Genomic DNA, 23,839 nt, shown 5'->3' on the forward strand with positions numbered 1-23,839 from the left:
AGCCCGGATGCGTATGATGACCATCATGACGCATGCGAAACCCCAAACTGCTGTCGCCCCCTCCGCGCGCACCGGCGACGCGCGGCACGATGCGGGCGCGGCGGAGACGACCATCTACTTCGACGGATCCTGCGCGCTGTGTTCGTGGGAGATCGGCCAGTACGAGAAGGCCGCGTCCGGGACCGACGTGGCGTTCGTCGACGTATCCGACCCGGATGTGGCCTTGGCCGGGGACGTGTCGCGCGAGGCGGCAATGAAACGGTTCCACGTGCGCACCGGGGACGGCACGCTGCGCGCCGGCGCGGCCGGGTTCGTCGCGGTATGGGAGGCGCTGCCGAGCTGGCGCTGGGCGGCCCACCTCGCGCGCCTTCCGGGCGTCATGCCGGTTCTCGAGCTGGCCTACCGCGCCTTCCTGCCCGTCAGGCCGCTCCTGTCGCGTCTCGCGCGCCTGCTGGGGGCCAAGCCCATGAACAGCGAGGCAGGCCACGGGGGCAGGGCACCGCATGACGGATGATCCGCCCCCGGTCCGCCCGCTCGCCGTCCCGGCGCGCCGCCTGAGCCGCGCGCGCCGGATCGGCGGCCTTGCGGGTGGCCTGCTCGGCAACATCGCGTGGAACGGCGCGGCCGAGCTGTCGCGCGGGCGGCGGCCGCGTTTCAACGACCTCCTGATGACCCCGGGCAACATGCGCCGCGTCGCGGATGAACTGGCCCACATGCGGGGCGCTGCGATGAAGCTGGGTCAGCTGATTTCGATGGACGCGGGCGACGTGATGCCGAAGGAGCTGGCCGATGTCTTCGCGCGCTTGCGCGCGGACGCGCATTTCATGCCGCCGGCGCAGCTGAAGAAGGTGCTCGACGCGAACTGGCCGAAGGGGTGGATCCAGCAGTTCGAGCCGTTCGATACCCGCCCCATCGCGGCCGCCTCGATCGGCCAGGTGCACAGGGTGCGCACCCGTGAAGGGCGCGATCTTGCGGTGAAGGTCCAGTACCCGGGCGTCGCCGACAGCATCGAGAGCGACGTGGCCAACCTGGGCCTTCTCGTCCGGGCCTCGGGGCTTCTGCCCAAGTCGTTCGATCTGGCCCCCTATCTCGAGGAAGCGCGCGCCCAATTGCGCGATGAGACGGACTACGACCGGGAGGCGCGGGCGCTCGTCCGGTTCGCGCAGCTATTGGACGGGGAGAGCGCCTTCGCCGTGCCGGAGCTGGCGGCGGAATGGTCCGGCCCCTCGATCCTCGCGATGAGCTTCATGGACTCGGTGCCGGTCGAAGACGCGCAGACGGCCCCGCAGGAGGAACGCGACCGCATCGCGCGCCGGCTCGTGTCCCTGACGCTGCGCGAGCTTTTCGAGTTCGGCGTGATGCAGACGGATCCGAACTACGCCAACTACCGCTACCAGCCAGAGACAGGGCGGATCGTCCTGCTCGACTTCGGGGCCACGATGGACATCGCCCCGGAGATCACGGCACTCTACCGTCGGCTCCTGCGCGCCGGGTTGCGCGATGACAGCGACGCGCTCGAAGCGGCCGCATCGGGGCTTGGTCTTCTCTCGCCAGACATGGCCGAGCGGCACCGCGCGAAGCTCTTGTCGATGATCGAAGAGGTCATGCGGTCCGTGCGCGAGACCGACATGTACGAATGTGCCGACCCGTCCCTGCCGCAGCGTCTTCAGGCCGAGGGCATGGCGCTTGCCGAAGACGGGCTCGCCCCGCCGCAGGTCCCGATGCAGGTGCTGTTCATCCAGCGCAAACTGGGCGGCATCTACAGCCTGGCCGCCCGCCTGCGCGCGCGTGTCCCGATCCGCAGCCTGCTGGAAGCGTGGGTCTAGGCCGCCGGCCGGTCAGCCGCCCGAGCCGCATATCCCATGCGTCGCAAACGCGAGGCCGCGGCCTGTGCCTTGGTGTCTGGAAGTGCGGAACTGGAGCGGGTGAAGGGAATCGAACCCTCGTCGTCAGCTTGGGAAGCTGCTGCTCTACCATTGAGCTACACCCGCAACGGAGTGTCAGATACGACCCGCGCCGCGTCGCGTCAAGTGCGTTCGCGGGGGTCAGCCGCGCCGGCGTCGGCGGCGGCCGCCCTCGGGGGTGCCCGCGTTGAATTCCACGTCCGGGAGCGGCACGACGGCGCGCAGGAGAGGGAAGGGGTCGGCGGCGTTGGGCATGGCCGTGGCGGCGACGAAATGCTCCTGGAAGCGCGGCTCGACGGCGGTTTCGATCTTCTCGATGCCGCGCACCAGCCCCTCGACCTCGCGCCGGGCCTCGCGGTTCAAGAGCGCGATGCGCGCGCCGGTGCCGGCCGCGTTGCCAGCGCTCGTCACCTTCTCCAGCGGGCAGTCGGGGATCATGCCCAGCACCATCGCGTGCTTGGGCGAGATATGCGCGCCGAAGGCGCCCGCAAGCACCACGCGGTCCACCGTGTCGACCCCGCGCTTGTCCATGAGGAGCCGTGCGCCGGCGTAGAGCGCGGCCTTGGCCATCTGGATCGCGCGCACGTCGCCGTTGGTGACGGTGATCTTGCGGCCGTCCGGATCCTCCCACAGCAGGTAGGAATGTGTACGCCCCTCGGGGATGCACCGCGGCGTGCCCACCGCCTCCGCCGAGCCGATCAGACCGCCCGCGTCGACGATACCCGCCATGCGCATCTCGGCGACGACCTCGATGATGCCGGAGCCGCAGATACCGGTGATGCCGGTCTGCGCGACGGCCTCGGTGAAGCCCTCCTCGGTCGACCAGAGGTCGCAGCCGATGACCTTGAAGCGGGGCTCCTTGGTTTCCGGGTCGATCTCCACGCGTTCGATCGCCCCGGGGGCCGCGCGCTGGCCGGAGGAGATCTGCGCCCCTTCGAAGGCGGGGCCGGTGGGCGAGGAGCAGGCCATCACGCCCTGCGTGTCGCCCAGCAGGATCTCCGCGTTGGTGCCCACGTCCACGACGAGCACGAGGTCGTCGGAGCGGTGCGGGGCCTCTGACAGGGCGACGGCGGCGGCATCCGCGCCCACGTGCCCGGCGATGAGCGGCAGAACATAGGCGCGCGCGCCGGGGGCGACGGAGAGGGCGAGCTCGCGCGCCATCATCCGCTGCGCCGAGCCCACGGCCAACGCGAAGGGCGCCTGGCCCAGCTCGTAGGGGTCGAGACCCAGGAAGAGGTGATGCATCACCGGGTTCATGACGAAGCTGAGGTCGAGCAGGCTGTCGCCGTCGATCCCGGCCTCGGCCACGAGTTCGCCGATCAAGCGGTCCACGCCTTCGCGCACGACGCGGGTCATCTCGTCCGCGCCGCCCTCGTTCATCATGGCATAGGACACGCGGCTCATCAGGTCCTCGCCGAAGCGGATTTGCGGGTTCATGAGGCCGGAGGAAGCGAGCACCTCGCCGGTGACGAGGTTCACGAGGTGGCCGGCGATGGTGGTGGAGCCCAGATCGACGGCCACGCCGTAGAGCGGACCCTCGAAGAAGTCGGGCCAGAGCGCGACGATGGTGGGCGTGTCATCGTCATGGATCGCGGCCGTCACCGCCCAGTTCCCCTTGCGCAGAACCTTCTGCAGGCCGGGCAGGAGGTGGCGGTCGATCTCCAGCGTCTCGAGGTCGAGCTGCGCCTTGAGCGCGCCCAGCAGGCGGTCGAGATCGCTCGACGGGTGGTGCATGTCGGGCTCGGCCACTTCGACATAGGCGAGGCTCAGGGTGGGGGAGAGGACGATGTCGCGGACCTCCGCGCGTTTGCGCACCACCTGCTTGTGAACCTGGCTTTCGGCCGGCACGTCGATGACCACGTCCTTTAGAATCTGCGCCTGGCAGCCCAGCCGCCGGCCCTCCTTCAGCCCGCGAATCCGGTCGTAGCGCGCCTCGACCTCGTTCCAGGCTGACAGCGCGTCGGGGGCGACGGTGACGCCGTGCTTGGAGAATTGGCCGTAGCCCGGCGCCACCTGGCACTTGGAGCATTTCCCGCGCCCGCCGCAGACCGAGTCGAGGTCCACGCCCAACTGACGGGCGGCATCGAGCACCGGCGTTCCGGCCGGTACGCGGCCGCGCTTGCCCGACGGGGTGAAGATGACGAGGGGATCTTGTGCCATGACGCGCTCCTGTTGTCCCCGTGTTTGTACCCGTGGGCGGCGCCACTACAAGACGGGTAGCGACCTGTCGCGTCGTGGATGCGGCATCGCGCGTCTGGCCGGGCAGGCTGGTCGGCGCCAATGGTTTGCGGCCCACGCGTGCCCGCAGAGGCCGGTCGCCCCACGCGCCGGCTTGAAGTGGAGGTTCAGCTTCGGCCTGCAAGCCATTGTCCGGAAACGCATTTCCGGGCGCGCGAGTCACATCGCGAAGGACGTGCCGCAGCCGCAGGAGCTGGTCGCGTTCGGATTGTCGATCACGAAGCGCGCGCCGATCAGTTCCTCGGTGAAGTCGATCACGGCGCCGGTCAGGAACGGCAGCGACACCTCGTCGATCACGACGCGTTCGCCGGAACCCTCGAGCACGAGGTCGCCGTCGCCGGGTTCATCCAGCGCGATGTCGTATTGGAAGCCCGAGCAGCCGCCGCCCTCGACGGCGACGCGCAGAGCTTTGCCGTCTTTGCCAGCGCCGATTTCGCCCAGCCGGGCGAAGGCGCGGTCGGTCACTTTCGGTGGCAGGTTGAGGTCCATGGGTCACCCGATGTTTCAAGTCCTTGAGAACTGGAATATATGGGCGACGGGACAGGGCAGCAAGAGACCGAGGACGGCATGGCAGCCACATTCGCGTGTAACCCCGAGGAAAGCCGGGGGCGCTTGTATCCGGAAGAAGAGAGCCTGTTTCGCTCGCCGTTCCAGCGCGACCGGGACCGGATCATCCATTCGTCGGCCTTCCGCCGGCTCAAACACAAGACGCAGGTCTTCCTCGAACACGAGGGCGATTACTACCGCACGCGCCTGACCCATTCGATCGAGGTGGCGCAGGTGGCGCGCACGATTTCGGGCGTCCTGGGGCTGAACGAGCAATTGACCGAGGCGGTGGCGCTGGCCCACGACCTGGGCCACACGCCCTTCGGCCACACCGGCGAAGATGCGCTCGACGCGCTGATGCAGCCTTACGGCGGGTTCGACCATAACGCGCAGGCGCTCAGGATCGTCACGTCGCTGGAGCGGCATTATGCCGAATTCGACGGGCTGAACCTGACCTGGGAGACGCTCGAGGGGATCGCCAAGCACAACGGCCCGGTCACGGGCGAGCTGCCGGTGGCGCTGGCGGAGTACAACGCGCTGCACGACTTGGAGCTCGACACGCATGCGAGCGCGGAGGCGCAGGTGGCGGCGCTCTCCGACGATATCGCCTACAACAACCACGACCTGCACGACGCGATCCGGGCCAGGCTCATCACCGAGGAAGAGATCGCGGCGGTGCCGATGATCGAACGCTCCTACGCGGCGGTCGACCAGTCCTATCCCTCGCTCGACATGAAGCGCCGGCGGCACGAGGCGCTTCGCCGGGTGTTCGGCGTGATGGTCGAGGACGTGCTTACCGCCTCGCGCGCGGCGATCGCCGAGGTGGACCCGCACAGCGCCACCGACGTGCGCCACGCGGGCCGCCAGATCGTGCGGTTCTCGGACGAGATCTGGGAAGAGATGAACCAGCTGCGCGGGTTCCTGTTCCGCAAGGTCTACCGCGCGCCGTCGGTGGTGAAGATGCGCGAAGAGGTCACGACCATCGTGAACGAGCTTTTCCCGCTCTTCATGGAGAACCCCGACTACCTCCCGGCCGAATGGCGCGATGACCTGGCGCGGGCCGGGGACGAGCGGGCGCTAGCGCGGATCGTGGCCGACTACATCGCGGGCATGACCGACCGTTTCGCGATCGAGACGCACGGCCGCTTCATCGGCGGGACCGACACGCGCCCGCGGCTCTTTGCCAAGTAGGGCGGGCGTTGACCTTCGCCTCCGGCGTGGTAGACCGCGCAAGATTTCTCGAGAAGGTGTGACATGAACCTCTTTGCCGACATCCGTGGACTTGTGCTCGCGTCGCTCGACGCGCTGGTGAGCGAGGGCGTCCTGCCCGAGGGGCTCGACCGTGCGAACGTCGCCGTGGAGCCGCCGCGCGACCCGGCCCACGGGGACATGGCGACCAACGCGGCGATGGTGCTGGCCAAGCCCGCCGGCATGAAGCCGCGCGACATCGCGGACGCGCTCTCGGTCAAGCTCGCGGCCGACGACCGGATCGCGTCGGCCGAGGTGGCCGGGCCGGGCTTTCTCAACCTTCGGCTGGAGCCGGGCGTCTGGGCCGGGCTGGTCGAGGGCATCCTTGGCGACAACGCCTATGGCCGGTCGGACATGGGGCAGGGGGCCAAGGTCAACGTCGAGTACGTCTCGGCCAACCCCACCGGCCCGCTCCACGTGGGCCACACCCGGGGCGCGGTCTTCGGCGACGCGCTGGCGAGCCTCCTGGAATTCTCCGGCCACGACGTGACGCGTGAATACTATATCAACGACGGCGGCGCGCAGGTCGACGTGCTCGCCCGCTCGGTCTACCTGCGGTATCTCGAAGCGCACGGGCAGGAGGTTGCCTTCGAGGACGGCACCTATCCCGGCGATTACCTGATCGGGGTGGGCGAGGCGCTCAAGGCCGAGGTGGGCGATGCCTACGTCGGCAAGCCCGAGTCCGAGTGGCTGGAACAGGTGCGCGACTTCGCCACCGAGAAGATGATGGACCTGATCCGCGACGATCTGAAGGCGCTCGGCGTCGAGATGGACGTCTTCTTCTCGGAAAAGAGCCTCTACGGCACCGGCCGGATCGAGGCCGCGATCGAGGATCTGCGCGGCAAGGGCCTGATCTACAAGGGCACGCTCGAGCCGCCCAAGGGCAAGCTGCCGGAGGACTGGGAACCGCGCGAGCAGACCCTGTTCAAGTCGACCGACTACGGCGATGACGTGGACCGGCCGATCATGAAGTCGGACGGCGCCTGGACCTATTTCGCGCCCGACATCGCCTACCACTACGACAAGGTGACGCGCGGCTTCGACCAGTTGATCGACGTCTTCGGCGCCGACCACGGCGGCTACGTGAAGCGCATGAAGGCGGCCGTCGCGGCGCTGTCCGAGAACCGCGTGCCGCTCGACATCAAGCTCACGCAGCTCGTCAAGCTCTACAAGAACGGCGAACCCTTCAAGATGTCCAAGCGCGCGGGCACCTTCGTGACCCTGCGCGACGTGGTGGACGAGGTGGGGCCGGGCGTGACCCGTTTCATCATGCTCACCCGCAAGAACGACGCGCCGCTCGACTTCGACTTCGACAAGGCGCTGGAGCAGTCCAAGGACAACCCGGTCTTCTACGTCCAGTACGCCAATGCGCGGGTCCATTCCGTGCTGCGCAAGGCCGCCGATATGGGGGTGGAACCCGGCACGCCCGTGCTTTCGGACGAGGCCGAGGTCAAGGTCGCACAGAAGCTCGCCGAGTGGCCGCGCCTGGTGGAAATCGCGGCCCGCACGCACGAGCCGCACCGGATCGCCTTCTACCTCTACGAACTGGCCAGCGAATTCCACGCGCTGTGGAACAAGGGAAATGATACCCCCGCGCTGCGATTCCTCGACGAGAGTGATCCGTCCGCAACAGCGGCGAAAATTGCCCTGCCGAAAGCCGTTTCCGTTGTGATTTCAGCGGGTCTTGGTATTCTTGGTGTCACCCCGCTCGAGGAAATGCGCTGATCAACAAGCGCAGGCGTGCGGGTCTGAGGTCGCCTGATCCCCGGGCACACGGGGACGGGTGAGGCAAGAAAACAAACGATGCGGGCCGGTCCTCCGGCCGCGGCATCGAGCGAGGCAGGCAATGACGTACGCGAATTGGGGCGGCCCCGGCGCGGGCTATCCGGGGACTCATCAGACCCGCCAGACCTATTCACAGGGACACGAGCCGCAGGCACAGGACCCGGCCTGGCACGGCCAGCCGCCGGTCACCCGGCCCCAGCAGCCGCAGATGCACGCGCAACCGCAGATGCAGCCGCAGGCCCGGCACCCCCAGCCGCAGCCCGTCGCGCAGCCGCAGGTGCACCAGCAGCAGGGCTATTATCCGCAGCAGGCCCAACCGGCCCCCGCACAGCCCCGGCCGCAGCCGCAGGCGCCGTATAAACAGCAGGCCTACCACGCCGCGCCGCAGCCGCAGGGCTACCCCGCGCAGGGCGGGTATCCGGCGCAGGGCGGCTATCCGCAGGAACCGCAGGCCCCGGCCATGCCGCCCGCCGCCGCCGACCCCGGCGGCATGGCGAGCATCATGAACGGGCTGGGCGCCGTCGTCTCGATCGCGCTGATCTGCGGGCTGGCGGTCTGGGGCTACAAGCTTGCCATGCGCGACGTGACCGAAGTGCCGGTGATCGCCGCGCTGGAAGGTCCGATGCGCGTCCAGCCGGACAACCCGGGCGGTGAGGCCGCGGCGCACCAAGGGCTCGCCGTGAACAACATCGCCGCCGAGGGCGTGGCCGAGGGACCGACCGACCAGGTCGTGCTCGCCCCGCCGGCCGAGTCGCTCGAGGAGGCCGACCTGCCGCAGGCCGCCGAGGCCCGGATCGAGGCCGCGCGCGAGAGCGGGCCCGCCGAACCCGACGCGACGCTCGGCACCCAGCCGATCGAGGTTGCCGCCAGCGCGGAGGACGCCGAAGCCGCCACGCTCGCGCTCGTCGAGCAGATTTCCGCCGGCTCCAAGCCGCTCTCGGGCGAAGAGGCCGACCTCTCGATGACGGCGGAGGCCGAGGAACGGGCCCTGGACGCCGCGCGTGCGGGCAACCTCGTACAGCCGAGCGTGCCGGGCGTCGCCCGGTCGCCGCGCCCCGAGCCGCGCCCCGGCGATCTCGTGACCCGTGCCAGCGCCCGCCCGTCTTCGGACGCACTCCTGGCCGCGGCGCAGGAAGCGGTGCGCGAAATCGACCCCTCGCAGATCGCGGCGGGCACTCGGCTCGTCCAGCTCGGCGCCTTCGACACCGAAGATGTCGCGCGCTCGGAATGGGACCGCCTGAACGGCCGCTTCGGCGAGTACCTCGAAGGCAAGTCCCGCGTGATCGAGAAGGCGCAGTCGGGCGGCAAGACCTTCTATCGGCTGCGCGCGATGGGCTTCGACGACCTGTCCGAAGCGCGCCGCCTCTGTGCCGCGTTGATGGCCGGAAACGCCTCCTGCATCCCCGTCGTCACGCGCTGACAGATGGGCGCGGGGGCCTTCATCCTTGGCTGTGAAGGCCCGCGCCCGACACGCGCCGAGCGCGATTTCTTCGCCGAGGCCGACCCCTGGGGTTTCATCCTCTTCGCGCGCAACGTGGAGGACCCGGACCAGCTTCGGTGGCTCACCACCGAGCTGCGCGAGGCGGTGGGGCGCGACGCCCCGATCTTCATAGACCAGGAAGGTGGCCGCGTGGCGCGGATGGGGCCGCCGCACTGGCGCGACTGGCTGCCGCCGCTGGATCAGGTGAAGCTGACCAAACGCCGCGCGGCGGACGCGATGTACCTGCGCTACCGTATCATCGCGCACGAGCTTCACGCGGTCGGCATCGACGGCAATTGTGCGCCGGTCGTGGACCTGCTGCGCCCCGAAACGCACGAGATCCTCGCAAACCGCTGCTACGGCGACGACGTGGTGAAGGTGTCTAAGATCGCGGGCGCGGTGGCGAGCGGACTGGTCGACGGCGGGGTCCTGCCGGTGATCAAGCACATTCCGGGCCATGGCCGCGCCACCGCCGACAGCCATCTCGAGCTTCCCGTGGTCAAGGCCAGGGAAAAGGCGCTGCGCGTCTCGGATTTCCTGGCCTTCCAATCGGTCTCGAACCTGCCCCTCGCGATGACCGCGCACGTGGTCTTCGCGGATATCGACCCGAAATGCCCCGCCACCACGTCGCCCCGCATGAACGCGATCATCCGCGACCGGATCGGATTCGACGGGCTCCTGATGACCGACGACATCTCGATGAAGGCGCTTTCGGGGTCGATCGAGGACCGCTGCCGCGACTCGCTGTCGGCAGGCTGCGATCTGATCCTGCACTGCAACGGGGACCGGGCTGAGATGGAACAGGTCGCCCGGGCCGCGGGGCGTCTTGCCGGGCAGGGTGCGCGCCGGGCGGACGCGGCGCTTGGCTGGCGCCGCCAGCCCGATGCCATTGACATCGATGCGCTGGAGGCGGAGTTTCAGAGCCTGATGAAGCATCAGGCCGGGTAAACCCTCGATCATGGCAGAAGACGAGTTTCAGGCAGACGTCCTGTCGGTATCGGAACGCATGGCCGCCGAGGCGCTCATCGTCGATGTCGAAGGCTTCCAGGGGCCGCTCGACCTCCTCCTGACGCTGTCGCGCACCCAGAAGGTCGACCTGCGCGAGATTTCCGTGCTGGCGCTGGCCGAGCAATACCTGGCCTTCGTCGAGAAGGCGCGCCACCTGCGCATCGAGCTCGCGGCCGACTACCTCGTCATGGCCGCCTGGCTCGCCTTCCTGAAATCCCGCCTGCTGCTGCCGCCGGACCCGACCGAAGAGGGCGCCTCGGGCGAGGAGCTGGCCGCGCACCTGGCCTTCCAGCTCGAGCGACTGCAGGCGATGCGCGACGCGGCCGCCCAGCTCATGGCGCGCGACCAGAAGGGCCGCGACTTCTTCGCGCGCGGCCACGTCGAGGTGGTCGAACACAAGCGCCGCGTGACCTACACGGCGACGCTTCTCGATCTCATGCAGGGGTATGCCCGCATCCGCACCCGGGACGAGTTCCGGCCCTTCGTGATGGACCGCGAAAGCGTGATGACGATGGAGGAGGCGCTCGACCGCATGCGCCACCTGATCGGCTTCGCCGGCGAATGGACGGACATCATGTCCTACCTGCCGGAAGGGTGGGGCAACGACCCGGTGCGCCGACGTTCGGCGACGGCGGCGAACTTCGCGGCCTCGCTGGAACTGGCCAAGGCGGGGGCCATCGAGATCCGCCAGGGCGAGACCTTCTCCCCGATCCAGATACGCAGGAAACCGAATGACTGACGAACCCGACGCGCCCGAGGGCGAAGCCGAGGAGAGCCTGTTCGACGCGCCCCCGATGGGCGAGCAGGAGCGCATGGTCGAGGCGGTGCTCTTCGCCAGTGCCGACCCCGTGACCGTGGCCGAGCTGACCGCGCGCATGCCTCACGGCTCGGAACCCGCCGAGGCGCTCGTCCACCTGCGCAAGCGCTACGAGGGCCGTGGCGTGAACGTGGTGCGCGTGGGCGATGCCTGGGCGATCCGCACCGCGCCCGACCTGGGCTATCTCATGCACAAGGAAACGGTCGAGAGCCGCAAGCTCAGCCGTGCCGCGATCGAAACGCTGGCGATCATCGCCTACCACCAGCCGGTCACGCGCGCCGAGATCGAGGAGATCCGCGGCGTGTCCGTGAGCCGGGGCACCATCGACCTGCTGATCGAGTTGGAGTGGATCCGCTTCGGCCGTCGCCGGATGAGCCCGGGCCGCCCGGTGACCTTCGTGGTCACGCAGGGCTTTCTGGATCATTTCGGACTGGAGAGCGCCCGCGACCTTCCGGGCCTCAAGGAACTGCGCGCCGCCGGCCTTCTCGAAAGCCGCCCGCCGCCCGCGGGTCCCGGCGAGGGCGAAGAGGACGAGGACGGGGACGACGAGGGACAGTCGGAGCTGTTCGAGGAGTGAGGCGGCGTTGGGGGGCCAGCCCCCCAAACCCCCCGGCGTATTTCCGGAAAGATGAAAGGGATGGCGTCAGCGCGTCGCGGCGCGTCGACGCCGGGCCCCCCGCGTGTTTCTCAGGCTACGATCTGCCGCCGCCCGGTTTGGCGCCCTTGGGTTTGCGCTTCTGGGCCCCGGCCTTGCCCGGCCCCTTCGTAAACGCGGAGCCCGCCGCGCGGGCGCGGTTCTTCTTGCTGTCGGGCTTGCCCTTGGGCGGGGGCGGGCCCTTCGGTTTGCGCTTCGGCTTGGCGGTCGTGTCCGTCTCCGAAGGCGCGCGGTCGGTCGCGTCCTTGCGGCGCGGACCCTTCTCGTCGTCGCGCTTGCGATGCGGCTTCGGGCCCCGCGCCGCCGGGGTCTTGGCGCGATACGGCTTGTCACCCGCCGGTGCGTCCCGCCTGGGGCCCGGCCCCTTGGACGCGAGGTCGGGCGCGGTATCGAGCTGCGTGAGGCGCGCGCCCTTTTCGAGCACCATGCTTTCGCCCACGGTCGCGAGGAAACCCGCGACGGCCGCGTCGCGGATCTGCACGTAACTCCGGTCTTTCTGGACCCGGATCGCGCCGATGTCGTCCTTCGACAGGCCGCCCGCCTTGCACAGCATCGGCAACAGGCGGCGCGGCTCGGCCCCCGCATCACGTCCGCCCGATACGGCGAACCACGTCGCGGGGCCGAATTCCTTGCGCGGTTCCGGCTTGGCGTCCAGGTCGGCGAGCTCCTCCGGCGGGGCGCGGAGCGTGTGCAGGAGGCGCAGGTAACCGGCGGCGACCTGCTCGGGCGAGAAGGCTTCGAGAAGCCGGGCCACGCTGTCCTGTTCGGCCTCGGTCGCGGGCTCCTGCCACGTCGGGTCGGACAGCAGCCGCTCCTCGTCCATCGCGCGGACCTCGGCGGCGGACGGGGCGTTGCCCCACTCGGCCTTCACCTTGGCCCAGCCCAGGAGCCGCTCGGCCTTCTTGCGGGTGCGCGGGGTCACGATCAGCGCGCTCACACCCTTGCGTCCGGCCCGGCCGGTGCGCCCCGAACGGTGCAGCAGGGTCTCCTGGTTGGAGGGCAGCTCGGCATGCACGACGAGATCGAGCCTGGGCAGGTCGATGCCGCGCGCGGCCACGTCGGTCGCCACGCAGACCTGCGCGCGCCCGTCGCGCATGGCCTGGAGCGCGTGCGAGCGTTCGGTCTGCGACAGCTCGCCCGAAAGGGCGACGGCGTTGAAGCCGCGGTTGGACAGACGGGCGGCGAGCCGGTTGACCATCGCGCGCGTGTTGGCGAAGACCAGCGCGTTGGGCGCCTCGTGGAACCTGAGCGTGTTGATCACCGCGTTGTCGACATCGCGGTCGGCCACCATCATGGCGCGGTACTCGATGTCGTTGTGCTGCGGGGTTTCCGAGCGGGCGACGATGCGCTCGGCATCCTTCTGGTAGCCCTTGGCGAGCGCGGCGATCGCGGGGGGCACGGTGGCTGAAAAGAGCAGTGTCTGCCGCTCGGCGGGCACTTCGCCGAGGATGAACTCGAGTTCCTCGCGAAAGCCCAGGTCGAGCATCTCGTCCGCTTCGTCTAGGACGACCGCGCGCACGGCGGCAAGGTCGATCGAGCCGCGGGTGATGTGGTCGCGCAGCCGTCCCGGGGTGGCCGCCACGATATGCGCGCCGCGCTCCAGTGCGCGGCGTTCGTCGCGCATGTCCATGCCGCCCACGCAGGAGGCGATGACAGCCCCCGCCTTGGCGAAAAGCCATCCCAGTTCGCGTTTGACCTGCAGCGCCAGCTCGCGCGTGGGCGCGATGACCACGGCAAGCGGCGTGGCGGCCGGGCCGAACGTGTCGTCGTCGCCCAGAAGCGTCGGTGCGATGGCCAGGCCGAAGCCGAGCGTCTTGCCCGAGCCGGTCTGTGCCGAAACGAGGAGGTCGCGGCCGCCCAGGGCGGGGTCGAGAACGGCGGTCTGGACGGGCGTCAACGTGGTGTATCCACGGTCATCGAGGGCCGCGCGAAGTGCAGGATGCATGAAGAGGACTTTTCTTTCGGGAATTGCTGCGGGCCATGCTGGCCGGCAGTCGGTCGGTTTCGCGCCGGCTTGGGCGCTCAGTCAGCGGCGTGTAGGGCATTTGCGGACGCTTGTATAGCGTCAAGGTGGGCCGGGGCGCCCGGCGGCGGCAATCCCCGCTGCGGGTCGCGTGGGGATCATGAAGCGGGATTACAAGGCTCGTTACCGGTTCCGCCGTATGATATGATCAAAAAATCTACCACAAGGACGACAGCGATCCCACCGTGTCTGACGGTGCGATCATCATTTGCTGTGCCAAAAGTTCGCCTCGATGCGATTTGGCCGGACGAGAGCGCCGGCGTTTTGAGCGAAAGATCGTCCGGTACTTATTGAGCAAGTGATTTTGAACGGCGCAGGCCGAAAAAAGCCAAGAAGGGTACCGCATCGTGACCGACCTGAAATTCCAGCACGCCCAAGTCCTGCAGAACCTGATTCCCGTCCTTGAACGTCGTATCGAGAATGCATTGGAACAATCGCGTTTCGACGAGGCGGAGGCCCTGTACCAAGAGGTCAAGCATCACCAGGAAACGCTCGCCGAACTCGAGACGGAGGGCGTACCGGCAACCAGAACGCGCCCCTCTTTCGGCGGTGCTATGATGCGTGCCGAAGGTCGGGAGAAATCGTGACGTGATGTCGTGCCGGGACGCAGGGGGCCCGGCCAGAGCGGGCAGGGCCCCTGCGACGTTCGATTTGGGGGGGGCAGTCCCCCAAGCCCCCCGGCGTATTTCCGGAAAGATGAAAAGGAGGCGTCAGGCCGGGGCGCGGAAGTGTTTGGAGAGCTTGAGGCCCTGGCCCTGGTAGTTGGACTTGAGGTCGGCGCCGTAGAGGGTTTCGGGGGTCTGCGACATCATCTCGTAGACGAGGCGGCCCACCACCTGACCGTGTTCCAGCACGAAGGGCGCTTCGTGGCAGCGCACCTCGAGCACCCCGCGCGAGCCGCGCCCACCGGCCGCGTCGTGGCCGAAGCCCGGGTCGAAGAAGCCCGCGTAGTGCACCCGGAATTCGCCCACCATGGCGAGGTAGGGGGCCATCTCGGCCGCGCAGTCGGGCGGGATCGTCACCGCTTCGCGGCTGACGAGGATATAGAAGGCGCCGGGGTCGAGGATGATCCGTCCCTCGCTGGTATGGATCGGTTCCCAGAATTCCGCCGGGTCGTAATACCCGATCCGGTCGAGGTCGATGACCCCGGTGTGGGGCTTGGCGCGGTAGCCCACGAGGTCGCCCGTCGCGGGCCGCAGGTCGACGGAGAAGCCCAGGCCGTGGTCGATCACCGCCTCGCCGTCGACGAGAGGTTCGCGCGCGTGCCGGGCGCGCAGGTCGTCGTCCGAGAGCACCGCCTGGCCCGCGCGGAAGCGAATCTGGTTGAGGCGCATCCCCGGGCGCACCAGCACGGAGAAGGAGCGCGGGCAGATCTCGGCATAGAGCGGGCCGGTGTAGCCCGGTGCGATCCGGTCGAATTCGACCCCGCCGTCGGTGATCGCGCGGGTCAGGAGATCGAGGCGCCCGGTGGAGCTTTTCGCGTTCGCCACCGCCTGCACCCCGTCGGGCAGGGCGAGGCGTTCCATCAGGGGCACGACGTAGACCGCGCCCTTTTCCAGCACCGCGCCCTCGGTCAGGTCGATGCGGTGCATTTCGAATTCTTCGAGTCGCTCGGCCACCGTGCGCCCTTCGCCGGCGAGAAACGAGGCGCGGACCCGGTAGGCGGTGCGCCCGAGGCGCAGGTCGAGCGAGGCGGGCTGGATCTGTTCGGGGATGATCGCCGGGTCGGCGGCCAGCGTGCCCGCGCCGATCATCGCGCGGATCGCCTGTGCGGGAAGGACGCCCGTGCCGGTGTCGTTGCCTGTCATGACCGTCCCCCGATACACCGACGCCCGCCCCGTTGGGGGCGGGCGGTCAGATGATTGGTCGGGCTAGCAGGACTTGAACCTGCGACCTTCCGTCCCCCAGACGGACGCGCTACCAGACTGCGCCATAGCCCGACGTGGGAAGCTTCATAGCAGTTTTGCGGGCGCGGGCAAGACCGGATCGGCATCGAATTTCGATCAACCGAGGGCCGAGGGGTCATGATCGTTGCGCAGCGTCTGGAGCCGGTCCGACAGCGCGCGCAGATGCGGCGTGGGAAGGGCCGCGTGGTGGGCGCGCAGCCGGCGCAGGCGCGGCGCGATCGGGGCGATATGCGGAGGCAGGGTGCCGTCCATCGGGTCGGCCGGGATGTCCGGCATGACCAGCACCGCGCCCGCCGGCACAGGCGCCTCTTCGGGGGCGCTCGCGAATTCGTCGGCCCAGTCCGAGCCTTCCTCGGCATCCTCCGGGGGCAGCTGGTCGGCGGCCTCGGTGATCTCGGGGGCTTCCGGGTTCCCGGGCTCCGGGTCGGCGCGGGTCAGGTGGGGTTCGGGATGGGTGGCGTCCGGTTCGGGCACGGGCGGCGCGGCGATCTCGCCGTCGTCCTCGGCGGTGACTTCGAGCGCGGGTTCCCGGGGCTCCTCCACGGGCGGCTCGGCCGGCGCGTCCTCGTCGAACCCGTCGTCGTCTTCCGGCGCCTCGGCCGCGAGGGGTGGTTCGGTGATGTCGTCGTCCGTTTCCGGGGGCAGGGCACCGGAGGTGACGACCTCGGGGCTGGGCGCCTGGATGGCCTCCTCGGGCGGGGCCTGCTCCTCGTCGGGGAGGTCGCCGTCGGCCACGTCGTCAAGCCGCTCGGCCTCTTGCAGCGGGTCGACGGCCGGGGTGGCGTCCTCGGCGAACGTGTCGGGGGTGTCCGCCCAGGTCTCGGGGGCTTCGGCTTCTTCGGGGGCTTCGGCCGGGGTCTCCTCGTCCTGCGCCTCGGTGAAGGCGACGGGGCGGTCCTCCTCGGGATCGACCGGTTCCAGCGCCTCGTCCTCGATCGCCGCGTCGACGGCGGGGGGCGCGGCCTCTTCCGCCTCGGTGGCGATCTCGGCGTCTTCCACCTCGGCCTCCGTGCCGCGGCTGCGCGCGCTCAGCGACACGACGTTGCCATCGTCCTCGTCCTCCGCCGCGTTCAGGTCGAGCGGCGGGGACAGGGCGGCGACGTGTTTCACGCCTTCCTCGCGCAGGAGCTTCTGCACCCCGCGGATCGTCAGCCCGTCATCGTGGAGGAGTTTGCGGATCCCGCCCAGGAGCTCCATGTCGGAGGGGCGGTAATAGCGCCGTCCGCCGGCGCGCTTGACGGGCTTGACCTGGGTGAAGCGGCTTTCCCAGAAGCGCAGCACGTGGGTCGGCACGCCGAGCCATTCGGCCACCTCGCTGATCGTGCGGAAGGCGTCAGGTGACTTCTGTTCCATGTCTTGGCCCGTTCATTGACTGCTCTCGGCCGGGCTCAGCGCTTGTTTCCTGCTGCGACCCGTTCTTTCATGATCTGCGACGGACGGAAGGTGAGCACGCGACGCGGCGAGATCGGAACCTCTTCCCCGGTCTTGGGGTTGCGGCCCACCCGGGCGGCCTTGTCACGGACCGAGAAGGTGCCGAAGGACGAGATCTTGACCGTCTCACCCCGCACCAGCGCATCCGACACGTGGCCCAGCACGCTTTCGACAAGCTGGGCGCTTTCGTTGCGCGACAGGCCCACTTCGCGAAACACCGCTTCGCTCAGGTCCATGCGCGTCAGCGTCTTTTCACTCATACCGTCCCCCGAGATGGTTTCGGGCAGCATGGGGCCGATATATTTTCAAGTCAAGATCAATGGCTTGGGGGCAGGCGTTGCACCGCCGGCCGGGCCAGCGCGCCGGGGTTTACCAGCGCAGGACGACCGCGCCCCAGGCCAGCCCGCCGCCGATCGCCTCCACGACCACCACGTCGTTCTCGCGGATCTGGCCGTTGGCCTTGCCGACCGAGAGCGCCAGCGGGATCGAGGCGGCCGAGGTGTTGCCGTGGTCCTGGACGGTGACGACCACGTTGTCCATGCTCATGTCGAGCTTCTTGGCCGTGCCCGCGATGATGCGGATGTTGGCCTGGTGGGGGACGATCCAGTCGACGTCTCCATGCGTGAGCCCGGCCTTGCCGAGGGCCGCGTCCGCGGTGGCGGCGAGCTTCTCGACCGCCTGGCGGAAAAGCGGGTTGCCCTGCATGCGCAGCTTTCCGGCGGTGCCCGTGGTGGACACGCCGCCGTCCACGTAGAGCATTTCGCGGTAGCGCCCGTCCGAGTTCAGGTCGGAGGCGAGGATGCCGCGGTCCGTGTTCTCGCCGGTGCCCTCGGCCGCTTCCAGCAGCACGGCGCCCGCGCCGTCGCCGAAGAGCACGCAGGTCGAGCGGTCTTCCATGTCGAGGATGCGGCTGAAGGTTTCGGCCCCGATCACCAGAACGCGCTCGGCCTGGCCCGAGATGATCATCGCGTTGGCATTGGCGAGCGCGAAGACGAAGCCGGCACAGACGGCCTGCACGTCGAAGGCGAAGCCGCCGGTCATGCCGAGGCCGGCCTGCACCATCGTGGCGCAGGAGGGGAAGGTGAGGTCCGGGGTCGAGGTCGCGACGATCACCGCGTCGACATCCTCGCTTTTCATGCCGGCGTCATCGAGCGCGGCCTTGGCCGCCTCGATCGCCATCATCGAGGTGGTTTCCCCCTCGGCGGCGAAATGCCGACGTTCGATGCCCGAGCGTGTGCGAATCCATTCGTCGGAGGTGTCGATCCGTTCTTCGAACCAACTGTTGGGCACGACGCGTTCGGGCAGGTAGTGCCCGACACCGCGGACCACGGCGCGTGTTGTCATTTTTTCCCGCTCGCTTTGTTCTCTATCAGCGCTGGCGCATCCTGCGTGTCTCCGGGGGTATATGCAACCCGTGCCGCGAGCTTCTCGTTGAAGCCCGACTGGGCCAGGTCGAAGGCCAGCTTGATCGCGGCGGAGAAGCTCGTCGCGTCGGCCGAGCCGTGGCTCTTGACCACCGTGCCGTTGAGCCCGAGGAACACGCCGCCGTTGGAGCGACGGGGGTCCATGCGTTTGCGCAGCCGGTTGAGAGACGTGGTCGCGATCAGCGCGGCGATGCGCGACAGCGGCGTGGCCATGAAGGCTTCGCGTAGCGCCTCGCTCACCATCTTGGCGGTGCCTTCGCCGGTCTTGAGCGCCACGTTGCCGGTGAAGCCGTCGGTGACGATCACGTCGACGCGGTCCGACAGAAGGTCGCCGCCCTCGACGAAACCGATGTAGTCGAACTTGGCGACCGGGGCGGCCTCGGCGATGAGCTCGGCGGCGGCCTTGATCTCGGCGCGCCCCTTGTGCTCCTCGGTGCCGACGTTGAGCAGGCCCACGCGGGGGCGCTGGATGCCGTGGCCGTTGCGGGCATAGGAGGCGCCCATCAGCGCGTATTGCAGCAGGTCGACCTCGTCGGCGCGGATGTCGGCGCCACCGTCGAGCATGATGTTGAAGCCGATCGGATTGCGCGAGGGCCAGAACACCGCGATGGCGGGGCGCGACACGCCCGGCAGCTTGCGCAGGCGCAGCATCGACATCGCCATCAGCGCGCCGGTGTTGCCGCAGGACACGACCACCTCGGCCTCGCCGTTCTTGACGCAGTCGATCGCCGACCACATCGAGGTCTTCTTGCCGGTGCGCAGGATCTGGCTGGGCTTGTCGTCCATCGTGACCACGTCTTCGGCGTGGCGCACTTCGCAGATGCCCCTCAGCTCATCGCGCTTCTCGACAAGCGGGTCGAGCACGGCCTTGTCGCCGTGGAGGATGAAGCCGATGTGCTTGTTCTTGCGCGCAGACTTGGAAAGCCCGGCAACGATAGCTGCCGGGCCGCGGTCGCCGCCCATCGCGTCGACCGAAATGATGATGCGCTGCAGCCCCTGAGCGGAGGCGGTCCGTCGGTTACCCGATCCCGTCTGATCCGTCATGGGCGGCTGGCCTCGTCGGGCTTACGCCGCGTCTTCGTCGTCGAAGTCCACCTCGTCGGCCATCGCGACGACCTCACGGTCGGCGTAGTGGCCGCAGGACGGGCACACGTGGTGCGGGCGCTTGAGTTCGCCGCAGGACGGGCACTCGTTCGGATTGTCCGCGGTGAGTGCATCGTGCGAACGACGGTTGTTGCGACGCGAGCGCGTGACTTTGTTCTGAGGGACAGCCATGTCTCAACCTCGATGTTTGCGGGGGCTTCGGTTGTCGTTGCCCTGTTTCGTCAGGGGCCGAAGCCCGGTGTTTCCTGAGTCTGACCGCCTCTTACGCGCTTAAACGCACGGTTCCAACCCATCTTGTGAAAGAGGGGCGGAACATAGTGCGATTCTCGTGTTTCGCAAGGATTTTTTCGGACGTCCGCCGGGGCGTCCGCGGCCTGTCACGGCGCGGGCCCCCGCGGGCCCGGCGCCTCATTCGTCCTCGTCGCCCGAAAGCTTGTCGCGCAGGGCCGCGAGCCCCGCGAAGGGCTTGGCGTCGTCGTCGCTCATCGCCTCTTTCCCGGGCTCGGTGAAGGTGGTCTGGTCGAGCTCCTCGTCGTCGCCGCGCGGGTAGTCGGGGATCGCCAGAGCCAGCGCTTCGGCCAGCACCGCGCCGATGTCGATGCGGTCACCCAGGGGCTCCTGGTCGACATCCTCGGGCGTTTCGCTCTCGTCGGCCGTCACGGGCGCCAGCCCGTCGATCCAGCTGCGCTCCACGTCCTCCTCGATCCGGTTCACGATCGGATCGAGCGACACGACGCTGGTCTGCACCACGGTCGCGCCCAGGTGGCCGGTGAAACGCCAGTCGCGTTTTCCCAGCGGTTTGAGGGCGCCCTGGAGGCGGACTTTGCGCAGTTCACCGATTCCCAGCTCCTCGGCGAGGGCGGTCATCTGCAACTCGGACAGGCTGTAATCGATCTCCCGCGGGCGCGATTTGTCCAAATCTGCGACACGGAAGGTCGGGCCATACTCTATCTTGCCATCTGGTGGGGTCATATGCTCTTTGGTTTCTTGAACGCGGACGCTGGCTCCTGTAAGCCGTTGTCCAAGAGAACGCGCTGCATGGCAAGGGGGGCAGTATGACCGGGACCGGGAAGATGGCAGGCAAGCCCTTGCGTCTTATCGCCGTATTCGCCCTTGTCGTGGCGGCGGCCTGTACCCCGATCTACACCAACCACGGCTATCTTCCGACCGACCAGGACGTCGAAGAGATCATGGTCGGCATCGACACGCGCGAAACGGTGGGGGCCATCGTCGGCCAGCCGGGCGCCGAGGGGCTGCTGACCGAAGAGGCGTGGTATTACGTCCAGTCGCGCTTCAAGCAACAGGGCTATTCCCGCAAGGAAGAGATCGAGCGCGAGGTGCTGCGCATCAGCTTCGACCAGGCCGGGCTCGTCGAGAACATCGAGCGCTTCGGTCTGGAAGAGGGTCGGGTTGTGACGCTGTCGCGCCGCGTGACCACGTCCAATACCAAGGGCGTCGGCTTCCTGCGCCAGCTCCTGGGCAACGTCGGCCGGATCAACGTCCAGCGCCTGCTCGACTGACCGGAGTTTTCCATGTCCGAGACGCTTCTGACGCGCGGCCCCCTGGTCGCGCGTCTTGCGTCCGTGCCCGAGGACGTGGACGCGGCGCAGGCGCTGCGCTTTCGCGCCTTTCGTGACCCCGACGGCACCGGGCGGGACGCGGACCCCTTCGATGCCACCTTCGACCACCTGCTCGTCGAGCGCGACGGTGCGCTGGTCTGCACCTTCCGCTTCCAGCTTTTCGAGGGCGGCGCGGCGGCACAGGCCGGCTACACCGCCCGGGTCTATGACATCGCGCCGCTCGAACCGCTTGCGGGCCCGTGGATCGAGATGGGACGCTTCTGCATGGCGCCCGGCGATCACGACCCGGACCTCCTGCGCCTGGCCTGGGGGGCGATGACGCGGATCGTCGACGGCAGCGGGGCGCGGCTTCTCTTCGGATGCAGCTCCTTCGCGGGGACCGACCCGGCGATCCACGGTGCCACCCTGCGCCTGCTTCGCGCGCGCCACCTGGGGCCCGAGGGCCTGCGCCCGGGGCGGCGCGCGCCGGAGACGGTTGCGCTGCCCGCGGGCGAATTCGACCCGGCCGCGGCGCAGCGCGGGCTGCCGCCGCTGCTGCGCACCTACCTCATGATGGGGGGCTGGGTGTCGGACCACGCGGTGGTCGACCGGGACATGGGGACGCTTCACGTCTTCACCGGCGTCGAGATCGACAAGGTGCCGCCGGCGCGGGCGAGGGCCTTGCGGGCGCTGGCGGGCGATTGACGCCACGCGCGCCGGGGACTAGGTGAGCCGGCATGGCGCGCGCTCCACTTCTCCAGCTCAACGACATCTCGCTCACCTTCGGCGGTGAGCCCCTGTTTCACGACCTGTCCCTGGTGGTCCAGCCCGGCGACCGGGTGGCGCTGGTCGGGCGCAACGGTTCGGGCAAATCGACCCTGATGAAGGTCATGGGGGGGCTCGTGGAGCCCGACAGCGGCGAACGCATCCTGCCGCCCGGCGTGAGCGTGGGCTACATGGAACAACACCCGGACATGTCGGGGTTCGAAACGCTCGGCGCCTTCGCCGCGAGCGGGCTTGAACCCGGCGAGGAATACCGGGTGGAGCGGGTGGCCGAAGGGCTCAAGTTCGACCCCGAACTGCCGGTCGCGACCGCCTCGGGCGGGGAGCGGCGGCGCGCCGCGCTTGCCAAGCTCCTGGCCGAGGGGCCGGAGTTGATGCTGCTGGACGAGCCCACCAACCACCTCGATATCCAGGCGATCCAGTGGCTGGAGGAGGAGCTGAAGTCGACGCGGGCTGGCTTCGTCCTGATTTCCCACGACCGGGCCTTCCTGACCGCGTTGACGCGCGCGACGCTCTGGATCGACCGGGGGCAGGTGCGCCGGCAGGAGGAAGGGTTCGAACGGTTCGAGGCCTGGCGCGACAAGGTCTGGGAAGAAGAGGACATCGCGCGCCACAAGCTCGACCGCAAGATCAAGGCCGAGGCCCGCTGGGCGGTCGAGGGCATCTCGGCCAGGCGCAAGCGCAACATGGGCCGGGTGCGCGCGCTTGGCGACCTCAGGGCGGAACGCGCCGCGCAGATCAAGCGGCAGGGCACGGCGGCGATGAACCTGGAGGCGGGGCCCAAGTCCGGCCGCAAGGTGATCGAGGCCAAGGAGATCTCGAAGACCTACGACGGCAAGCCGATCCTGCGGGACTTCTCGCTGCTCGTGAACCGGGGCGACCGGGTCGCGCTGGTGGGGCCCAACGGGGTGGGCAAGACCACGCTTCTCAAGATGCTGATCGGCGAGCTCGCGCCCGACACCGGCACCGTGACGCTGGGCACCGGCGTCGAGATGGCGGTCTTCGATCAGAACCGCGCGACGCTGGATGACGACGCCTCGCTGTGGGAAAACCTCGCGGGCGATCCGGAAATGCGGGTGTCGGGCAAGGCCGACCAGATCCTCGTGCGCGGCCAGCCCAAGCACGTGGTCGGCTACCTCAAGGAATTCCTCTTCGACGAACGCCAGGCCCGTGCCCCGGTGCGGTCGCTCTCGGGCGGGGAGAAGGCGCGGCTGATCCTGGCCAAGATCATGGCGCGTCCGTCGAACCTGCTGGTGCTCGACGAGCCGACCAACGACCTCGATGTCGAGACGCTGGACCTGTTGCAGGAACTGGTGTCGGATTTCGACGGGACCGTGCTGCTCGTCAGCCACGACCGCGATTTCCTCGACCGGACCGTGTCGACCACCGTCGCGATGGAAGGCGACGGGCGCGCGACGGTCTATGCAGGCGGCTGGTCCGACTACCTTGCGCAGCGCGGCCCGCGCGAGCCGGTGGCGGAGCGGCCGGCGGAAAAGCCGAAGCCCGCCGCGCCCAAGCCCCGCGCATCGGCGCCAAAGGACGGGCTGTCGTTCACCGAGAAGCATCGGCTGGAAGCGCTGCCGGGCGAGATCGACCGGCTGGAAGCGGAGATCGCCAAGCTCGAGGAGCTGCTGTCGGACGCGGAGCTCTTCACCCGCGAGCCGGTGAAGTTCCGCAAGGCGACCGAGGCACTGGCCGAACGGCAGGAGAAGCTGGCGGCGGCGGAAGAGGAATGGCTCACCCTGGCCGAGAAGGAAGCCGGGTGACAGGTGCGCGTCGCGCAACCATCTGACGATTATGGATTTTATGGGTTGACCGGTGGGGGCTTGGGGAGTCCCGGCTTCACCGGAAAACCGGAAAACCGGAAAACCGGAAAACCGGAAAACCGGAAAACCGGAAAACCGGAAAACCGGAAAACCGGAAAACC

At 68.7% G+C, this 23,839-nt stretch carries 22 protein-coding genes and 2 tRNA genes; 12 read left to right on the forward strand and 12 right to left on the reverse strand.

The features are described from left to right. Positions 1-16 precede the first annotated feature (16 nt). Both GQE99_RS07725 and GQE99_RS07730 read left to right on the forward strand, forming a co-directional pair. A complete protein-coding gene (locus GQE99_RS07725) occupies positions 17-514 on the forward strand; it encodes a thiol-disulfide oxidoreductase DCC family protein (protein ID WP_202530617.1) in 498 nt (165 codons plus the stop codon). Beyond that, positions 504-1,826, forward strand: a complete 1,323-nt coding sequence (locus GQE99_RS07730; RefSeq protein ID WP_161351025.1) for an ABC1 kinase family protein — start codon at positions 504-506, stop codon at positions 1,824-1,826. Before GQE99_RS07725 ends, GQE99_RS07730 begins: the two co-directional genes overlap by 11 nt. A gap of 91 nt (positions 1,827-1,917) precedes the next feature. Here the strand turns inward: GQE99_RS07730 and GQE99_RS07735 are convergent. The 3 genes from GQE99_RS07735 to GQE99_RS07745 form a co-directional block, all read right to left on the reverse strand. After that, positions 1,918-1,991, reverse strand: a tRNA-Gly gene (locus GQE99_RS07735). A 54-nt stretch (positions 1,992-2,045) separates the two neighbouring features. Beyond that, positions 2,046-4,064, reverse strand: coding sequence for an ASKHA domain-containing protein (locus GQE99_RS07740; RefSeq protein WP_161351026.1), 2,019 nt, complete (start codon positions 4,062-4,064; stop codon positions 2,046-2,048). 237 nt (positions 4,065-4,301) lie between these two features. Further along, the gene (locus GQE99_RS07745; protein WP_161351027.1) at positions 4,302-4,631 is read right to left on the reverse strand and encodes a HesB/IscA family protein; all 330 of its coding nucleotides are present in this window, start codon (positions 4,629-4,631) and stop codon (positions 4,302-4,304) included. A gap of 78 nt (positions 4,632-4,709) precedes the next feature. On the opposite strand from GQE99_RS07745, the gene GQE99_RS07750 reads away from it, so the two are divergent. The 6 genes from GQE99_RS07750 (at position 4,710) to scpB (ending at position 11,603) form a co-directional block, all read left to right on the forward strand. Further along, positions 4,710-5,879: a deoxyguanosinetriphosphate triphosphohydrolase gene (locus GQE99_RS07750; protein WP_161351028.1), complete on the forward strand. Its 1,170-nt coding sequence runs from the start codon at positions 4,710-4,712 to the stop codon at positions 5,877-5,879. A 63-nt stretch (positions 5,880-5,942) separates the two neighbouring features. Next, complete coding sequence (argS, locus tag GQE99_RS07755; RefSeq protein WP_161351029.1) at positions 5,943-7,661, forward strand: arginine--tRNA ligase; 1,719 nt, start codon at positions 5,943-5,945, stop codon at positions 7,659-7,661. A gap of 121 nt (positions 7,662-7,782) precedes the next feature. Continuing rightward, positions 7,783-9,141 (forward strand): SPOR domain-containing protein, encoded by a 1,359-nt coding sequence (locus GQE99_RS07760; RefSeq protein WP_235917158.1) that lies wholly within the window; start codon positions 7,783-7,785, stop codon positions 9,139-9,141. Positions 9,142-9,144: 3 nt separating this feature from the next. Continuing rightward, positions 9,145-10,149 carry a beta-N-acetylhexosaminidase gene (nagZ, locus tag GQE99_RS07765; RefSeq protein WP_161351030.1) on the forward strand — a complete coding sequence of 335 codons (1,005 nt, stop codon included), beginning with the start codon at positions 9,145-9,147 and terminating at the stop codon, positions 10,147-10,149. 10 nt (positions 10,150-10,159) lie between these two features. Then, entirely contained in the window at positions 10,160-10,948 is a 789-nt protein-coding gene (locus tag GQE99_RS07770; RefSeq protein WP_161351031.1) for a segregation and condensation protein A, read from the forward strand. Continuing rightward, positions 10,941-11,603, forward strand: coding sequence for an SMC-Scp complex subunit ScpB (gene scpB / locus GQE99_RS07775; RefSeq protein ID WP_161351032.1), 663 nt, complete (start codon positions 10,941-10,943; stop codon positions 11,601-11,603). The genes GQE99_RS07770 and scpB overlap by 8 nt, the downstream gene beginning before the upstream one ends. A gap of 115 nt (positions 11,604-11,718) precedes the next feature. Here the strand turns inward: scpB and GQE99_RS07780 are convergent, their stop codons facing one another. Further along, entirely contained in the window at positions 11,719-13,626 is a 1,908-nt protein-coding gene (locus GQE99_RS07780; protein ID WP_161351033.1) for a DEAD/DEAH box helicase, read from the reverse strand. A gap of 425 nt (positions 13,627-14,051) precedes the next feature. Between GQE99_RS07780 and GQE99_RS07785 the strand changes: the two genes are divergently transcribed. After that, positions 14,052-14,291: a hypothetical protein gene (locus GQE99_RS07785; RefSeq protein WP_161351034.1), complete on the forward strand. Its 240-nt coding sequence runs from the start codon at positions 14,052-14,054 to the stop codon at positions 14,289-14,291. A 123-nt stretch (positions 14,292-14,414) separates the two neighbouring features. On the opposite strand, the gene GQE99_RS07790 is transcribed toward GQE99_RS07785, so the two are convergent. The 8 genes from GQE99_RS07790 to GQE99_RS07825 form a co-directional block, all read right to left on the reverse strand. After that, positions 14,415-15,512: a 2'-deoxycytidine 5'-triphosphate deaminase gene (locus GQE99_RS07790; RefSeq protein ID WP_161351035.1), complete on the reverse strand. Its 1,098-nt coding sequence runs from the start codon at positions 15,510-15,512 to the stop codon at positions 14,415-14,417. Positions 15,513-15,567: 55 nt separating this feature from the next. Beyond that, positions 15,568-15,644: transfer RNA gene (locus tag GQE99_RS07795), tRNA-Pro, on the reverse strand. A 63-nt stretch (positions 15,645-15,707) separates the two neighbouring features. Beyond that, positions 15,708-16,964, reverse strand: a complete 1,257-nt coding sequence (locus GQE99_RS21520; protein WP_235917159.1) for a MerR family transcriptional regulator — start codon at positions 16,962-16,964, stop codon at positions 15,708-15,710. A gap of 35 nt (positions 16,965-16,999) precedes the next feature. Further along, on the reverse strand, positions 17,000-17,302 hold the full coding sequence (ihfA, locus tag GQE99_RS07805; protein WP_161351505.1) for an integration host factor subunit alpha: 303 nt from the start codon (positions 17,300-17,302) through the stop codon (positions 17,000-17,002). A gap of 109 nt (positions 17,303-17,411) precedes the next feature. Then, the gene (locus GQE99_RS07810) at positions 17,412-18,386 is read right to left on the reverse strand and encodes a beta-ketoacyl-ACP synthase III (RefSeq protein WP_161351036.1); all 975 of its coding nucleotides are present in this window, start codon (positions 18,384-18,386) and stop codon (positions 17,412-17,414) included. Further along, the gene (gene plsX, locus GQE99_RS07815; protein ID WP_161351037.1) at positions 18,383-19,510 is read right to left on the reverse strand and encodes a phosphate acyltransferase PlsX; all 1,128 of its coding nucleotides are present in this window, start codon (positions 19,508-19,510) and stop codon (positions 18,383-18,385) included. The genes GQE99_RS07810 and plsX overlap by 4 nt, the downstream gene beginning before the upstream one ends. Positions 19,511-19,531: 21 nt before the next feature. Further along, on the reverse strand, positions 19,532-19,741 hold the full coding sequence (gene rpmF / locus GQE99_RS07820; protein ID WP_161351038.1) for a 50S ribosomal protein L32: 210 nt from the start codon (positions 19,739-19,741) through the stop codon (positions 19,532-19,534). Between the two features lie 237 nt (positions 19,742-19,978). Further along, positions 19,979-20,488, reverse strand: a complete 510-nt coding sequence (locus GQE99_RS07825; RefSeq protein WP_235917160.1) for a YceD family protein — start codon at positions 20,486-20,488, stop codon at positions 19,979-19,981. A gap of 137 nt (positions 20,489-20,625) precedes the next feature. On the opposite strand from GQE99_RS07825, the gene GQE99_RS07830 reads away from it, so the two are divergent. The 3 genes from GQE99_RS07830 to GQE99_RS07840 are packed head-to-tail and all read left to right on the forward strand — an operon-like array spanning position 20,626 to position 23,678. Then, positions 20,626-21,090 (forward strand): outer membrane protein assembly factor BamE, encoded by a 465-nt coding sequence (locus tag GQE99_RS07830; protein WP_161351040.1) that lies wholly within the window; start codon positions 20,626-20,628, stop codon positions 21,088-21,090. 12 nt (positions 21,091-21,102) lie between these two features. After that, complete coding sequence (locus GQE99_RS07835) at positions 21,103-21,834, forward strand: GNAT family N-acetyltransferase (protein ID WP_161351041.1); 732 nt, start codon at positions 21,103-21,105, stop codon at positions 21,832-21,834. A gap of 32 nt (positions 21,835-21,866) precedes the next feature. After that, a complete protein-coding gene (locus GQE99_RS07840) occupies positions 21,867-23,678 on the forward strand; it encodes an ABC-F family ATP-binding cassette domain-containing protein (protein WP_161351042.1) in 1,812 nt (603 codons plus the stop codon). The last annotated feature ends 161 nt before the right edge of the window (positions 23,679-23,839 follow it).

The organism is Maritimibacter harenae (genome assembly GCF_009882975.1).
GTDB classification, from domain to species: domain Bacteria; phylum Pseudomonadota; class Alphaproteobacteria; order Rhodobacterales; family Rhodobacteraceae; genus Maritimibacter; species Maritimibacter harenae.